Annotated in this window: 12 protein-coding genes; 6 read left to right on the top strand and 6 right to left on the bottom strand. The window is 45.6% G+C overall.

The annotated features are described in order from the left end of the window. Positions 1 to 276 precede the first annotated feature (276 nt). Positions 277 to 900: a response regulator transcription factor gene (locus EOO49_RS11255; protein ID WP_290845678.1), complete on the bottom strand. Its 624-nt coding sequence runs from the start codon at positions 898 to 900 to the stop codon at positions 277 to 279. Beyond that, positions 897 to 2,321 (bottom strand): 7TM diverse intracellular signaling domain-containing protein, encoded by a 1,425-nt coding sequence (locus tag EOO49_RS11250; protein WP_290845676.1) that lies wholly within the window; start codon positions 2,319 to 2,321, stop codon positions 897 to 899. Before EOO49_RS11250 ends, EOO49_RS11255 begins: the two co-directional genes overlap by 4 nt. Positions 2,322 to 2,487: 166 nt before the next feature. Here EOO49_RS11250 and ccsA point away from each other — a divergent pair, with 166 nt between their 5' ends. After that, positions 2,488 to 5,673: a cytochrome c biogenesis protein CcsA gene (gene ccsA / locus EOO49_RS11245; protein WP_290845674.1), complete on the top strand. Its 3,186-nt coding sequence runs from the start codon at positions 2,488 to 2,490 to the stop codon at positions 5,671 to 5,673. Positions 5,674 to 7,020: 1,347 nt separating this feature from the next. Here the strand turns inward: ccsA and EOO49_RS11240 are convergent. Then, positions 7,021 to 7,809 (bottom strand): anti-sigma factor, encoded by a 789-nt coding sequence (locus EOO49_RS11240; protein WP_290845672.1) that lies wholly within the window; start codon positions 7,807 to 7,809, stop codon positions 7,021 to 7,023. Between the two features lie 15 nt (positions 7,810 to 7,824). Continuing rightward, on the bottom strand, positions 7,825 to 8,355 hold the full coding sequence (locus tag EOO49_RS11235; RefSeq protein WP_290845670.1) for an RNA polymerase sigma factor: 531 nt from the start codon (positions 8,353 to 8,355) through the stop codon (positions 7,825 to 7,827). A 378-nt stretch (positions 8,356 to 8,733) separates the two neighbouring features. Here EOO49_RS11235 and EOO49_RS11230 point away from each other — a divergent pair, with 378 nt between their 5' ends. Together EOO49_RS11230 and EOO49_RS11225 are read left to right on the top strand one after the other, a co-directional pair. After that, a complete protein-coding gene (locus tag EOO49_RS11230) occupies positions 8,734 to 9,321 on the top strand; it encodes a glutathione peroxidase (protein WP_290845669.1) in 588 nt (195 codons plus the stop codon). 75 nt (positions 9,322 to 9,396) lie between these two features. Next, positions 9,397 to 9,810, top strand: coding sequence for a GyrI-like domain-containing protein (locus EOO49_RS11225; protein WP_290845668.1), 414 nt, complete (start codon positions 9,397 to 9,399; stop codon positions 9,808 to 9,810). A gap of 995 nt (positions 9,811 to 10,805) precedes the next feature. Here EOO49_RS11225 and EOO49_RS11220 read toward each other — a convergent pair. Continuing rightward, entirely contained in the window at positions 10,806 to 11,306 is a 501-nt protein-coding gene (locus tag EOO49_RS11220; RefSeq protein WP_290845666.1) for a GNAT family N-acetyltransferase, read from the bottom strand. Continuing rightward, a complete protein-coding gene (locus EOO49_RS11215) occupies positions 11,303 to 12,484 on the bottom strand; it encodes a thioredoxin family protein (protein ID WP_290845664.1) in 1,182 nt (393 codons plus the stop codon). The genes EOO49_RS11220 and EOO49_RS11215 overlap by 4 nt, the downstream gene beginning before the upstream one ends. 100 nt (positions 12,485 to 12,584) lie before the next feature. On the opposite strand from EOO49_RS11215, the gene menD reads away from it, so the two are divergent. Genes menD through EOO49_RS11200 form a run of 3 tightly spaced genes read left to right on the top strand, consistent with a single transcriptional unit; the run spans position 12,585 to position 15,213 of the window. After that, on the top strand, positions 12,585 to 14,243 hold the full coding sequence (gene menD / locus EOO49_RS11210; RefSeq protein ID WP_290845662.1) for a 2-succinyl-5-enolpyruvyl-6-hydroxy-3-cyclohexene-1-carboxylic-acid synthase: 1,659 nt from the start codon (positions 12,585 to 12,587) through the stop codon (positions 14,241 to 14,243). Beyond that, positions 14,243 to 15,040: a sulfurtransferase gene (locus EOO49_RS11205; protein WP_290845661.1), complete on the top strand. Its 798-nt coding sequence runs from the start codon at positions 14,243 to 14,245 to the stop codon at positions 15,038 to 15,040. Before menD ends, EOO49_RS11205 begins: the two co-directional genes overlap by 1 nt. Continuing rightward, positions 15,022 to 15,213, top strand: coding sequence for a hypothetical protein (locus EOO49_RS11200; RefSeq protein ID WP_290845659.1), 192 nt, complete (start codon positions 15,022 to 15,024; stop codon positions 15,211 to 15,213). Before EOO49_RS11205 ends, EOO49_RS11200 begins: the two co-directional genes overlap by 19 nt. Positions 15,214 to 15,535: the final 322 nt, after the last annotated feature.

Here is a 15,535-nt window from a genome sequence, read left to right as displayed (position 1 = left end):
AGCGCGAGACAAAATTCGTGCGTCGCATTCGGCCAGTTCGCGTTTTTCGGTCGCGGCTAATAAATTTACTGGAAAGAAATATGTGGCAAATCGCTGCGAATACGGCAACTTATTGGCTTGATTCGTGAGTCCGAAAGCAAGGCCGAAAGCCGTGCGATCAATTCAATCATGTAAGCTGCGTGGCAAAAAACCGTTGCATAAATAAGTCCATTCGATCGCGTTTGAAAAAGGCTAAATGATTTCAGTAGAAAAAATGTTACAGTTTAGAAAGCAGTATCACTTGTTGTAAAGCCTGTTGACAGCTTCGACCTTATTCTGCACTTGAAGTTTGGAATAAACGTTGTTCAGATGCCGTTTGACCGTACTGATCGCGATGTTGAGTTTTTCTGCGATTTCTTTGTACAGAAAGCCTTTACTCAACAATTCCAGCACTTCGTGTTCGCGTTTGGACAAAATTTCGGCCACATCGTTTTGCACGGGTTCGCTATTGAAAGTCGACAACACTTTTCTTGCGATTTTAGGTGACATCGGGCTTCCGCCTTCGTGCAGTTCCACAAGCGATTCGATGATTTTCGACGGTGCGGTATTCTTGAGGATGTAACCGCTCGAGCCCGCTTTCAAGGCCTCGAAAACTTGATCGTTGTCTTCGTAGATCGTGAAAATCATAAATTGGATGTCGGGGAATTTCGGCTTGATCTCGCGCACGCAGTCGATTCCGCTTTTGCCCGGCAGGTTTATGTCTGTCAAGACCACGTGAGGTTGCAGTTTTGGGAGCTCGGCGATCGCTTCTTCGGCCGTGGCGAAACCTTTCTGGAAGTCAAAACGTCCGTCTTGGGCGATAATCGCTTGCAGACCGTTCAAAACGTCGGGTAAATCCTCGATAAGACAAATCTTGATCATGCGGATGGTTTTGGTGCAAAGGAAAGATCGTTATCGCGCGTCACCAATGGTACGAAAGGTTCATTTTGGACATTCCCGTCAAGCGGAAGTGAGAAAATCACGGTGATTCCGTGCGATTCGACGACCTGCATTTGCCCCGAGATCGACCGCATCCGCGACTCCATATTCTGCATGCCGTTTCTTCCGACGGGATTTTTTTGGATTCCGGATGCGAATCCTACGCCATCGTCCGAAATCGAGATCCGGCATTCCGAGTCCAGATCGACCGCGACAAAAACACGCGAAGCCTTGGAATGCTTGACGACGTTGTGCAAAGCTTCTTTCACGCACAGGAACAGGTGGCGTCTTTGTTTTCCGTCGAGAACGGCATTCCTGAAATCTTCGGGAAGCGCCACGCGAACCTCGATCTTGTTGCTTTCGAGATAGTCGACCGCGTAAGATTTGATGTACGTGGCCAAATCTTCGAGCGTGTTGTTCTCGTCTTTCATGACCCAGATCAACTCGCTCATATTGCCGATGAGGTCGGTCGCGGTTTGTTGGATTTTCTTGAGATTGTCGCGACTTTCGGGCGCTTGGGACGCCATTTGGCTCAGGTACATGATTTTCGTCAGTCCGCTTCCTAGATCGTCGTGCATGTCGGCGGCGATCCTTTTGCGCTCGTTTTCGATCTCGAGTTGTTTGGCAAGCATCATTTTCTGCAAGGCTATTACCTTATTTGCTTCTTCGAGCAGCGTGAAATTGAGGTTTTCCCATTGTTTTTTGTTTCGGTAGCCGATAGCCAGCGAGAAGAAAATAATGTCGACGAAACTTCCTATCATGAGCCATTCAATAGGCCAGATGGGCCAATCGGAATAATTGAAAAGGTTGGATATGAAGCTGATAAGTCCGCAAATCAGGTAAAAGGTGCATCCGTAAAGTACGATGAGGTGAAACTTGATCTCTCGCAGTCTGTAACTTTGGTAAAGCATGATTCCGGTTACGCCGAAGATGAAAATCCGCGAAAGCGTAAAAGCCGTTCCAAGCATTTCGGAAGGAAAAAAAAGCGTTAAAATTGTGTAGCCGATGCCGTAAAGAATCAGCAAAGCCGCTATGAATTTCCAATTTCGGAACAAAAAAACATCTGATTTCCTCGAGATTCCAACCGCTTCGACGATAAAGTTGAAATAGGCGGTTAGGTACACGATTTGTATGAGCTCGCGGAAGTTCGTGAGATAGAAAACATGATTGTCATATCCGAAGAAAAACGCGCCCAAACCCGAATAGGAGAACAGGAAAACGCTCGTGAAGAACAAGTAAATCAAGTAATGGACGAGCAGTTTATCGCGGCCGAACACGTAAAGCACGACGTGATAGACCAAGGCCAGCACGGTCGCCCCGAGGATGAAAAGGCTGAGCGCCAGGTCGATTTTTAGTTCGTGCATATTCGGGACGGTTTGGCATCGGCTAAAATAGAAATTAATGCGTTAGGAAATTCGCGCTTTCAGAATCAGAATATTTCGTTAAATAGTGCAAATCTGCTCGCTTGCCTTGGCTTTGAGGAGTAAACTTTTGCTTACTTTTGCACACGTTTATACGATTCGCTCTTCCATGGGAAAAAAACTCCTTTCCGCACTTTTCTCGACCCGATTGATGGCCATTTTGTTTCTTGCCTTTGCCCTTGCCATGGGAATCGGGACTTTCATTGAAAACGATTACAATACCGATACCGCAAGGATTCTCGTTTACAACGCCTGGTGGTTTGAGGCCATCATGTTCTTGTTTATGGTGAATTTCATCGGAAACATCAAAAGATACAACCTGCTCAGACGCGAGAAAATAGCGACTTTGACGCTTCACCTGTCGTTCGTGCTGATCATCATCGGGGCTTTCGTGACGCGCTACATCAGCTACGAAGGCGTAATGCCGATTCGCGAAGGCGAGTCCGAAAACAAGATATATTCCGAACGGTATCACTTCACGGCCTTGGTCGACGGTCAATACAACGGAATGCTGAGACGCCGTTCGTTCGAGAAATCGCTTTTGCTTTCGCCTGTGCTTGACAACGGTTTCAGGATGAAGGAGAAATTTTCCGAAACGCCATTCGAGATCGATTACGTCAATTACATCATGGGTGCGACCGAAACCATCAAACCCAACGGTGGCGGCCATACTTACTTAAAAATCGTCGAGGCTGGAGACGGCGGAAGGCACGAACATTACATAAAAGAGGGCGAACTCGAGAACATCCACAATTTGCTGTTCTCGCTAAACAAATTCGTCGCCGGGGCGATCAACATCAACACGAAAGGCGGCGTTACGACAGTTCAGATGCCGTTCGACGGACAGTTCATGAGAATGGCTGACCGCATGGAAGGCAAAGTCACCAAAGGTTTGGTACAACCGCTTATGTTTCGCTCGCTTTACAGCGTCGGTGAGGCCAGATTCGTGTTCCCCGATCAACCGATAAAAGGTTTCAAGACCTACAAAACCAACGGGAAATACCGTGAAAAAAATTCCGAAGATGCGCTGATCGTGTCGGTCAAAGTAAACGGAATATCTCGCGAAGTCACACTTTTGGGTTCGAAAGGCAAAATTGGCGAACCTCAGAGTTTTAAAATAGGCAACCTCGATTTTACGCTTTCTTTCGGGGCTAAAACTTACGACGTTCCATTCTCGATCAAACTCAATGACTTTATTGCCGAGAAATATCCAGGCACGGAAAAAAGCTATTCGTCGTATGAGAGCAAAGTCACGGTAAACGACGGCAAGACCAAGACCGACGCGAGGATCTACATGAACCACGTTCTCGATTACAAAGGTTTCCGCTTTTTCCAGGCTTCGTTCGATCCAGATGAAAAAGGTACAATACTTTCTGTAAGCCACGATTTCTGGGGAACGTGGATTACTTACATCGGTTACTTTTTGCTGTTCGGCGGACTGATGGCCATCTTGGTGGCAAAAGGCGCCAGAATGGGCGAATTGAGAAGAAAATTGGCGACTATCGAGAAGAAGAAGGCCAAGACGGCGCTCGCGATTTTGTTGTTCTTCGGACTTTCGGCAAACGCACAACAGCACGATGAGCACGACGGACACGATCACGCGTCGCATCAGCAGGAAACGGCAAAACCCGTGATGCCTTCCCAAAAGGAAATTGATTCGATGTTGCAGAAGTATAGAATCAACGAGGAACACGCTGCCAAATTTGGACGCCTTGTGGTTCAGGACGCGGGCGGACGCATGAAACCCGTGAACACTTTCGCATCGGAGTTGCTTCGCAAGGTCTCGAAAAAGGATTCGTACAACGGACTCAATTCCGATCAGGTTTTCTTGTCGATGACGCAATTTCCGACGGCTTGGTTCGAAGTGCCTTTCGTTTATCTGAAACCCGGAAATGACAGCATACGGAAGCTCATCGGAATCGATCCGAAAGCCAAATATGCCAAATTCATCGACTTTTTCGACGATCAGGGCAATTACAAACTCTCTCCTTATCTCGACGAATCGTATCGCGCGGCCGTTCCGAGCCAATTCCAGAAGGATTTTATCGAAGCCGATCGAAAAGTGAACTTGCTCAATTCGGCTCTCAGCGGTTCGATGCTCAAGATTTTCCCGGTTCCGAACGACGAAAACTACAAATGGGTTTCGTATCTCGAACTCGACAAGGCCGGAATGAAAGGCATCGACTCGACCTTTACGCGTCAGATCATCCCGATTTACCTGATGGCGCTCAAGACCGCATCGGAAACCGGAAGTTATAAGGAAGCCGATTTCTACCTGAACGGAATCAACAAATTCCAACATCGATACGGCTCAAAAGTGATGCCGAGCGACGAGAAGATCAATTCAGAGATACTGTACAACAAATATGACGTTTTCAAGAACCTGTATTATTTGTATATGACAGTGGGCATTTTGATGTTGCTGCTTTCTATCGTGCATATTTTCGTTCGCAGGAAGTTCATGAAATACACCATCTGGTTCTTCCATGGCCTCACGATTTTACTGTTTTTGCTACACACTTCAGGACTTATCGCGCGTTGGTACATTTCGGGTCACGCACCTTGGAGCGACGCTTACGAATCCATGATTTACGTAGGATGGGCAACGATGCTCTTCACGTTGCTATGCGCCAGAAAATCGGCTTTGACCGTGGCTTCGGGAACTTTCGTGGCCTCGATGATCCTGATGATCGCGCATTGGAATTGGATGGATCCGTCAATCGCGAATCTTCAGCCGGTTTTGAATTCGTATTGGCTGATGATCCACGTTGCGGTAATCGTGGCCAGTTACGGACCGTTTACATTGGGAATGGTTTTGGGCGTTGTGTCTTTGTTGCTGATGGTGTTCGTGACCAAGGAAAACCGCCAGCGCATGGACTTGCACATCAAGGAAATCACTTATATCAGCGAAATGGCTTTGACCGTAGGACTTGTGATGTTGTCAATAGGGAATTTCCTCGGCGGACAATGGGCAAACGAAAGTTGGGGACGTTATTGGGGTTGGGATCCGAAAGAAACCTGGGCATTGATCTCGATCATGATCTACGCTTTCGTGGTTCACATGCGACTTGTTCCGGGCCTGAAAAGCGCGTGGGCGTTCAACGTGGCCAGTGTGTTCGCATTTTATTCGATCATGATGACTTATTTCGGGGTGAACTTTTACCTTTCGGGATTGCATTCCTACGCAAGCGGCGACAAAGTCGTGACACCGACTTTCATCTATGTTTCGGTCGCGATCGCTGTGGCGCTTTCTGTTGTTTCTTACTTTGGATGGAGGCGATTGCAGAAACGCTAGATCACCGCTGAATAAAACAGTCTACTTTTCTGATGCCAAACATTCGTGCATTCGTAGCTTAAATTTGGCTACGAATGCACGAATTTTTTTCATAGTTTTTGCCGCAGTTGCTTGTTTTCTGCAACTGGCCCATTTTTTTTAGCCGCGAATTCGCGAATTTGAATTTGGCGTGTGAAATATCGAAGGAATCTCTCTGAAACGCATCGGCACAATCTCAACTTATCTTACCTTCTTGATTGTTAAAAATCCGAACGGACAAACTTCGGATCAACGCAAAACGCAGTGCCTTAATGTCCTTAATGAACTTAATGGTTTAAAAATCGCACCAAGAAACTTCTTATTAGCGCAAAACGAAATGCCTTAATGTCCTTAAATAACTTAATTGTTCAAAAAAATTAAGCGCTTACTTGTAATGTCCGCGAAAGCGAGAACTTTTAACAACGAACAACGAACAACGAACAACGAACAACAAACAACAAACAACGAACAACGAACAGCGAACAACGAACAGCGAACAACGAACAACGCAGTGCCTTAATATCCTTAATGAACTTAATGGTTTAAAAATCGCACCAAGAAACTTCTTATCAGCGAAAAATGAAATGCCTTAATGTCCTTAACGAACTTAATTGTTCAAAAAGATTAAACGCTTATTATAATGTCCGCGAAAGCGAGAACTTTCAACAGCGAACAACGAATAACGAATAACGAACAACGAATAACGAATAACGAACAACGAACAACGAACAACGAACAACGAACAACGAACAACGAACAACGAACAACGAACAACGCAGTGCCTTAATGTCCTTAATGAACTTAATGGTTTAAAAAATCGCACCAAGAAACTTCTTATCAGCGAATAACGAAATGCCTTAATGAACTTAATGGTTTAAAAATCGCACCAAGAAACTTCTTATCAGCGCAAGACGAAATGCCTTAACGTCCTTAACGAACTTAATTGTTCAAAAAAAATTAAGCGCGTACTTGCAATGTCCACGAAAGCGAGAACTTTTAACAGCGAACAACGAACAACGCAATGCCTTAATGTCCTTAATGGGCTTAATGGTTTAAAAAATCGCACCAAGAAACTTCTTGTCAGCGCAAAACGCAGTGCCATAATGTCCTTACTAAACTTATTGGTTTAAAAAATCGCACCAAGAAACTTCTTATCAGCGAAAAACGAAATGCCTTAACGAACTTAATTGTTCAAAAAAATTAAGCGCTTACTTATAATGTCCGCGAAAGCGAAAACTTTCAACAACGAACAACGAACAACGAATAACGAACAACAAAATAAAAAAAGCCCCGATTTCTCGAACCTGAATTGTGTTATGACGATTCAAATTATACTTTCCCGAGCGTATACAACTGCTCCAAAGTAGGCGATTTACTTCCGCCCGCAGGCTCAAGTGTAATACCGAAAGCCTCGGCGCCAGTTGCATTCGACACAGCAAAGATTCTCGAGGAATTTCCCTTGAAATCATCCAAAAGGCCGATGCTCGTCGGGGTAAGCGGCGTGAGTTTGAGCGACCAGACCTGATAAACCTTTCCTTGCGGCGGCTCAGGCAATCCCGATGCATCCACATAAACCGTATTGGTTTGCTTGTTCCAATAAACCTTAGCCTTCGATTCTGGAGAAACCGCCTGTCCGGCCAAAGGCACGATCGTGTTTTTGTCGTCTCTCAAAACATCGATTGCCGAAACTGTCGACTGGTTCCTGATTTCGAGATCGGAAACCTTGTCGACCAAAGTCGAATTCTCGTTTCCTGTAACAATTAGCTGTTTGTCGGTTTCCTGCCATCTGTAGTAGAAATAGCCGCATCCGAGAAGGAAAATGAGGGAAGCCGCGTATCCGATGAATAGCGAAATGCCGCTGCGTTTTCTGTCAATGTCGACTACTTTTCCGTGTTTGAGCTCGAGTCGTGCCTTGATCGCCTCGAAGTTTTCGGGCGAAAGGAAAGGCGAGAAGCTGCTCGACAGCTGGATGATGCTTTTCTCGATGGACACGATTTCGGCCTCGATGACCTCGTGTTCCTTTGCCATGCGGTTCACCTCGAGGTTTTCCTCGTCGTTGAGCAAACCGTACACGTAAAGCTCCAGTATTCCTGATTCTATATATTCGTTTACTTCCATTTTTGTTCGTTGGTTTTACACCTGTAAGAAATTTCGCAAATCATTGATGCAGTTGCGGTTCTGCGTCTTAACCGTTCCAAGTGGGATGTTCAGTTCTTCGGAGGCCTCCTGTTGCGTGTATCCCTTGAAAAAAAGCAGGTTGATGATCTCTATGCATTTCGGCTTGAGCTTCTTGACAAAATCGCGAAGTCCGATAGCGTCTATTCTGTAAGTCATTCTAGTGCTGTCTTCGAGTAGATGTACGAAATTATCGGCAGAAAGGTTTTTCTTGGTGTTGTTGTAGCCTTTCGAACGCATCTTGTCGATAGCCGTGTTCCGCGCGACGTTGAGTATCCAGGTGTAGAATCGGCCTTTGGCGGCGCTGTACGAATCGATGTTTTTCCAGATCTTAACGAAAGTTTCCTGAAGCACGTCTTCGGCATCCTCGCGATCTGAAATCATGTTGCAGATGACAGAAAAAAGACTTTTCGAGTACATATTATACATGTGCGTATAAGCCCGTCCGTCCTTTTCGGCAATCAGAATCAGTAATTGGTCTTGGGTCATATTATGTGTAGTTTACCCAAATATATCGATTTTTAGTTAAGAAACTGAGCAGTTCGCGGTTTGTACATTGGTTTTGCATCCGAAAATAATTTTTCAAAAAAAGAGGCATTTTTAAATCCGACTTTACATTCCTTACGTAAATATCGATACCCAATCTTTAGGTCAGTTGGCGTTACAGGGTTTTTACCCCAATAATTTCCCCTGTAATCCGACAATCCTGACGTCCGTATCGGTTAGTTGTTTGGGATTTTGATACGGATGTCATAAAAGCCCGGAGCTACGAACACCGGGCTTTTTCCATTTTATAAACGACATCGGTTTCCTTTTCACGCCCGAATTCCGTAGCTTTGGGAATCCACAAAAAACACCAAACCAGTGATGAAAAAAATAATGATAGCGATCTTTTGCGTTTTGGGCCTTTCGGCATCTTCCCAAAAACTCGCCAAAACCACAGACAAGCAAAAAATGGAACGCCCAAGCATTTACGACCAGAACTTCAAAGTCCAGACCTTGACAGGTGAAACCTTCAATTTGAGCAGCCTCAAAGGCAAAAAAGTGATGATAGTCAACACGGCATCCAAGTGCGGACTCACGCCACAATACGAAGAACTCGAGCAAATCTACAACCGTTACAAGGAAAAAGGATTCGTCGTGGTGGGATTTCCCGCAAACAATTTCGCCGAGCAAGAACCGGGATCGAATAAAGAAATCGCCGAATTCTGCAAAATGAATTATGGTGTGACTTTCCCGATGATGTCCAAAATTTCGGTAAAAGGTGACGACATGGACGCTGTCTACAAATGGCTTACCCAAAAATCCAAAAACGGTCTGCAGGATTCGGAGGTCGAATGGAATTTCCAGAAATACCTGCTCAACGAGAAAGGCGAATTGGTTAAGGTCGTCGCCCCAAGAACGACGCCGTCCGACGAAAAAATAATAAATTGGATTACAACTAAGGAACTTTAAGGTTCCTTTTTTTAGGCTATGTTTTTAAGGACTGAAATTTTTCCAAGGACTATTTTGGCCGGAAATTCGATCAAAATGAGTTTTGCCGATAACAGATCTTTTGAGTTATGGAGCGGTTTTATGCCGAAGCGGAAGAAATTGGCAAACGTCCGCAGAAACGATCTTTTCTCGTTGCAGACTTATCCGAAAGGTTTCGATTTCTCTGATGCGACGCGCGAGTTCACCAAATGGGCGGGCGCGGCCGTGAATCCCGAAGCTGAAATCCCCGAAGATTTCAAATCAATAGAAATTCCCGAGGGAAAATATGCTGTCTTTCTCCACGTCGGTTCGGGCCAAACCGCGGCCATTACTTTCGGACACATTTTCAACCATTGGCTGCCGAATTCTGGTTTCGAGCTCGACGATCGGCCGCATTTCGAGATTTTGGGTGCGAAGTATAAGAACAACGATCCAGATTCCGAAGAAGAGATTTTTATCCCGATTCGCTGATTGCACAAGACGCCACAGATTTGTTGCGTCCTCGATTGGCTTTTGTTCTAAACCGCCAATTTGCGAATCCTTATCGGTTCGAGCAAAAATTCGCGAATTCGCGGTAAAATTATTCTAGGCCAAGGATTGTTCTTACAAATTTCGCCTTCGGATCGCACGGATGAAGCCGAATTCAACTTAAACCTAGTTTTTCTTAGTGTCTGATTTTTGACCACGAATTCACGAATGCGAACGAACGAAACAAATCTAAGTGGGCTGGCTGATTTCGATTCGTAGCGAATCTTGACTTTTGCGAACTTCCTGACCGTTGAAGTTAGCGCCACGAAAATTTCGGATGCAAGGCGAATCGCCTTACTGTTCTTAATGACCTTAATAGTTTAAATTTCTGCGGTTAAGATTACTCTAAGCCTCGGATCGTTTTTACAAATTTCGCCTTCGGATTGCACGGATTAAGCCGATTCAACTTAAACCTAGTTTCTCTTAGTGTCTGATTTTTGGCCACGAATTCACGAATGCGAACGAACGGAACAAATCTAAGTGGGCTGGCTGATTTCGATTCGTAGCGAATCTTGACTTTTGCGAACTTCCTGACCGTTCAAGTTAGCGCCACGAAAATTTCGGATGCAAGGCGAATCGCCTTACTGTTCTTAATGACCTTAATGGTTTAAATTTCTGCGGTCAAGATTACTCTAAGCCACGGATCGTTTTACAAATTTCGCCTCGGATCGCACGTGCAAAACCGAATCGAGGCAATTTACTTTTCCTAACATCGGAAATCTTGGCCACGAATGCACAAATGCCACGAATGAAACAAATCTATGCGAGCTACCTGCTTTAGATCAAGAGCAGACCTTAACTTGTCTCAACTTCTTAATTGTTCAAAAAATTTCCAAGATGGAATTCCCCGGTCGCAAAAAGCGAAAAGCCTTGATGGTCTTAATGTTCTTAATGACCTTAATGGTTTAAAATTTACAGTCTTGTTCGACCAAAAAACCTCATTTGAGCAAAAGCTGCATAAAAAGCAAATCCAGCCAACGATCGAATTTAAAAGCCGATTCCCGGATAACACCACATTCCACAAAACCGAATTTCCGGTGAAAAGCGATAGAATCTTCATTCGAAGCATCAATTCCGCCAATCATCGTGTGAAAACCTTGCTCTTTGGCCTTGGCAATCAAGGTTTCGAGTAATTTTCTTCCGATGCCTTTCCCTGAAAAACCATCGGCGACATAAACCGAATGTTCGACCGTAAATCGATATCCTGTTTTTTCGCGAAATGTTCCGTAAGTACTGAAACCGACAACTTTTCCATCGTGATCGGCGACAAAAACAGGAAATGTTTTCTGCTGTTTTTCCCCAAACCACTGCAATTGCGCTTCAATGGTCTGCGGATCGTAATTGTAGTTCGCAGTCGTGTGCGCAATGGCGTGATTCACGATATCCAAAACGCCCTGAACGTCGTTTAAAGTGGCTTCACGGATCGAAAATGTCGTCATTTGGATTGCAGTTTTTTTAGCAGTTCGTCGGCGTCTTTTGTTCCGAAACCAACGCGGATGCAGAATTCACGAGCGGTTTGCGCAGCTGCGATCGCTTTGGTTTTATCCCCGATTTTCTCGTACAATTTCGCTGTTTGCAGATAGCCGTCCTTGGATTCTTGAAGCGAAGTGGCCTTTTCGCTCCATTTTACGGCGGTTTTCAAGGCTTCCTTGTCTGAAATTTCCGTTAGGTAAACCGCGGCCGTATTTCGCAAAGAAGAGTAATTTTTGGCGTCGAAATCGTCTACCGAATGAATTGTCGCGTTTTGGTAAGCCTTCCAATCCCTGACTTTTTCGTACAGGAATTTGTCGTACACGTACGCAAGCGAATCGGTTTTTCGCATCCTGATCGACTTGACCAAAACCCGTTGTTTTTTGTAGCCGATCGTGTCGCCTTTTTCTGCCGGATTTTTGAGCGCTTCCATGGCGATGTTTTCGATCTTGCGCGCGACCCTTTTTTCGGACGAAACCGATGCGAATTCCTTTTGATGCGACAAGACATATTGAAACGGACGCGATTCGATCTCGGAAACCCCGTTTGCGAGAATTTTCCAGTTGAGCGCATTCACGAGCTGTTCGTCTTTTTGGGTCGACAGGTATTTCAGCGCAACTTCATTGGCCGAAAGCGAGGCTTTTCTCAAGGCGAGAATCAGCGCGAGTGCCTTATTTCCGTCCGACGGATCGTTGCCGAAGTTCTTTTTAAGATAAGGAAGTTGCTTTTCGGGATTTTTGGCCTCGTTCAGTTCCGCAATGAAATCAGGTTTTTTGAGCTCGCCGTTGAATCCGTAAAGGAAATTGCCGTCTTTGTCCAAAACCACGAAAGTCGGGTAGGAGGAAACGCTGAATTTCCTGGCCAAATCGCGTCCGCCTTCGAGTTCCACGTCTTGGGCGGCCACGAGAAAGTTTTTTTGGAGCAAATCCGAAACTTCCTTGTCAGCGAAAACCTCGTCGCGCATTTTGTGGCAATGCGGACACCAGGCAGCATACATCATATAAAGCACGGATTTGTTTTCTGACTTGGCCTGTTTCATGACATTCCCGTAACCTGTTTCGTTGAAAGGAAAAGGCGTCTGACCAAACGTCGGAACACAAATCAAAAGCAGAAAAAACAAGGGGTGAAGTAAAGTTTGCCGCATCATTTTTTAGTAAATTAGCACTCGGTTTCGGCGCTTTGCAAATATAGTTCTTTATCCCGAACCGAACTTCGCGGGCGCTATCCTACATTCTCAAAATTTACTCATGATTTACCCAAAAATCCCTTTGGCGCAGAGCGTTTTGCAAATTTGTCTCGCGAAAGGACTTACCACGATCGTCATTTCTCCGGGTTCGAGGAATGCGCCGCTCACGATAGGATTCGCCAGCCACAAAGATTTTACGTGCTACAGTGTTGCCGATGAGCGCTGTGCGGCCTTTTTCGCGCTCGGAATTGCGCAACAAACCGGAAAACCCGTTGCTTTGCTTTGCACTTCGGGGTCGGCGTTGCTCAATTATTATCCGGCTGTGGCCGAAGCTTTCTACAACCAGATTCCGCTTGTCGTAATTTCCGCCGACCGTCCGACCTCGAAAATCGACATCGGCGACGGACAGACGATCCGCCAGCGGAACGTGTTCGAGAACCATTCGTTGTATAACGCGAACCTGTCCGAGGAAGCCTCCGCTGCAAACGACGAACTGATCAACGAAGCCATCAACACGGCTTATCTCAAGAAAGGTCCGACGCATATCAACGTGCCTTTCGAAGAACCGCTTTATGAAACCGTGAGCAAACTTTCAACAGATGCGACGATTTCGGCCGCGGCGAAGGTTTTCAGGAATATTTCCATCGACGACATCATTGCCTCGACAAACATCTGGAATGCGTCCAAAAAGAAACTGATCCTCATTGGCGGAAACGATCCGAATGAGATCGATACCGAAATTCTCGAAAGTTGGGCGAAAGATCCGTCGATCGTCGTTATGACCGAAGTGACTTCGAATGTCCACCATCCGACTTTCATCAGCAAAATCGACACTTTCATCACGCCTTTTTCTGACGTGGATTTTGAAAATTTCAAGCCCGAAGTCCTGATCACTTTCGGCGGAATGATCGTCTCCAAACGCGTCAAGGCGTGGCTTCGCAAATTTCAGCCAAAACACCATTGGCATGTCGACAGTTTGCGCGCTTACAATACTTTCGGTTGTCTTGCGCACCATTTCGTTTGCGGTCCGAACGATTTTTTCAACCAGATTGCGCCTTTTGCACAGGAAGTCGAAAGTGATTATGCCAAGAAAGCCGCGTCCGTTCAGACTTTGCGCGAAAAGAAACACAAGATTTTTCTCGAGAAAGCGCCTTATTCGGACTTCAAGGTTTTTGGGAGGATGATTCCGACTTTGCCCAAAGATAGCAACCTGCAAATCAGCAACAGCGCGTCAATCCGATATGCGCAATTGTTCGATATGGACGAGTCGATTTCGGTTTTCTGCAACCGCGGAACCAGCGGCATTGATGGAAGTACATCGACGGCAATCGGTGCAGCTGTCGCGTCCAAGAAACCAACATTATTGATTACCGGCGACATCAGTTTCCTATACGATTCGAACGCGCTTTGGAACAATTATATCCCGAACGACTTCAAAATGGTGATCGTGAACAATTCCGGCGGCGGCATTTTCAGGATTTTGCCCGGACATTCCGAAACCGAGGTTTTCAATACGTTTTTTGAGACACACCACAATCTGACGGCGGAGCATTTGGCCAAAATGTATGGTTTCGAATACATCAAGGTTTCCGATGAAACAAGCGTAAAATCTGGATTGGAGTCGCTTTACAAGGCCAAACAAAAGGCGATTCTCGAGATTTTTACACCCGAAAAAGAAAACGACGGCGTGTTGCGCGATTATTTCAAACAATTGGCGTAATGGCGTTGGTGTCGGTGGAATGGTTGCGTAAAAATTCCCATGATCCGAAATTGGTCATATTGGACGGCAGTTTCGGAAATCCGATCGAAAAATCCGATTCTGAAAACAAAATAATTCCAAACGCCATTTTTTTCGATTTGGACAAAACCTTCAGCGATACGACTTCCGATTTGCCGCACACAATGGTTTCCGAACAAAAATTTACCGACGAAGTCCAAAAGTTGGGAATAGACGACGACAGTAAAATCGTGGTTTACGACAACAAAGGAATTTACGCAAGCCCAAGAGTTTGGTGGATGTTCCGATCGATGGGATTCGAGAATGTCTGCGTTTTGGACGGCGGTTTGCCCGAATGGGAAAGGGTCGGATTCGATGTTTCCGATGGCCACAAAACACCAGGTTCCAAAGGAAATTTCGTCCCGGAATTCAATCCGGACTTTTTCGCGGACAAGGTACAAGTCAAGAAAGCGATTTTGGAAAACACGTCAGAAATCGTCGACGCACGCCATCCGAACCGCTTCAACGGATTGGAAGACGAACCCAGAAAAGGTTTGAGGCGCGGGCATATTCCGTCGGCAAAAAATCTGTACTTCAACGATTGCCTGTGCGACGGAAAATTGAAACCGACATCAGAATTGAGACAAATCTTCTCTAAAATCGATTCCGAAAAACCGACTATTTTCAGTTGCGGATCTGGCGTTACGGCTTGCATCACAGCTTTTGCAGCTTATATTTGCGGCTTCGAAAAGCTGTCAGTTTACGACGGCTCTTGGGCTGAATGGGGAAGTTTTTGTTAGTTGCAGAAGCAGTAGCAGTAGCAGTAGCAGTAGCAGTAGCAGTAGCAGTAGCAGTAGCAGTAGCAGTAGCAGTAGCAGTAGCAGTAGCAGTAGCAGTAGCAGAAGCAGAAGCAGAAGCAGAAGCAGAAGCAGTTGTAGTAGCTAGGCAGCTCAGAAAGAAATGGCAGTTTTAGTGACCGCCTTCAGAAAGCAGTAGCAATCGCAGAAGCTGAATCAGTTGTACAGTGAGTACAGGATTTAGGGATTGCATTGCAAGAAATTCTCCAATATGGAAATTGGATATTTCAGCAACTTAACTTATCGCATGCAACCAGCCTCAGTCGAAATATGTCATATTGCTGGCCATGCTACTGGAACTTTTCACATCACGTCATTTCTGCCACTGCCACTGCTTTCTGTCACTGCCACTGCTTTCTGTCACTGCCACTGCTTTCCGCCACTGCTACTGCCACTGCCACTGCCACTGCCACTGCTACTTCTTCTTAGGAACACAAT

The sequence above is a fragment of the Flavobacterium sp. genome, assembly GCF_004295795.1.
Taxonomy (GTDB): domain Bacteria; phylum Bacteroidota; class Bacteroidia; order Flavobacteriales; family Flavobacteriaceae; genus Flavobacterium.
The sequence above is the reverse complement of the archived record's forward strand: the minus strand, read 5'-3'. Positions and strand labels throughout refer to the sequence as shown.

Bases quoted from the DNA above. Each gene is read 5' to 3' on its own strand.
- EOO49_RS11255 (WP_290845678.1), bottom strand. From the start codon at position 900: ATGATCAAGATTTGTCTTATCGAGGATTTACCCGACGTTTTGAACGGT.
- EOO49_RS11250 (WP_290845676.1), bottom strand. From the start codon at position 2,321: ATGCACGAACTAAAAATCGACCTGGCGCTCAGCCTTTTCATCCTCGGG.
- ccsA (WP_290845674.1), top strand. From the start codon at position 2,488: ATGGGAAAAAAACTCCTTTCCGCACTTTTCTCGACCCGATTGATGGCC.
- EOO49_RS11240 (WP_290845672.1), bottom strand. From the start codon at position 7,809: ATGGAAGTAAACGAATATATAGAATCAGGAATACTGGAGCTTTACGTG.
- EOO49_RS11235 (WP_290845670.1), bottom strand. From the start codon at position 8,355: ATGACCCAAGACCAATTACTGATTCTGATTGCCGAAAAGGACGGACGG.
- EOO49_RS11230 (WP_290845669.1), top strand. From the start codon at position 8,734: ATGAAAAAAATAATGATAGCGATCTTTTGCGTTTTGGGCCTTTCGGCA.
- EOO49_RS11225 (WP_290845668.1), top strand. From the start codon at position 9,397: ATGAGTTTTGCCGATAACAGATCTTTTGAGTTATGGAGCGGTTTTATG.
- EOO49_RS11220 (WP_290845666.1), bottom strand. From the start codon at position 11,306: ATGACGACATTTTCGATCCGTGAAGCCACTTTAAACGACGTTCAGGGC.
- EOO49_RS11215 (WP_290845664.1), bottom strand. From the start codon at position 12,484: ATGATGCGGCAAACTTTACTTCACCCCTTGTTTTTTCTGCTTTTGATT.
- menD (WP_290845662.1), top strand. From the start codon at position 12,585: ATGATTTACCCAAAAATCCCTTTGGCGCAGAGCGTTTTGCAAATTTGT.
- EOO49_RS11205 (WP_290845661.1), top strand. From the start codon at position 14,243: ATGGCGTTGGTGTCGGTGGAATGGTTGCGTAAAAATTCCCATGATCCG.
- EOO49_RS11200 (WP_290845659.1), top strand. From the start codon at position 15,022: ATGGGGAAGTTTTTGTTAGTTGCAGAAGCAGTAGCAGTAGCAGTAGCA.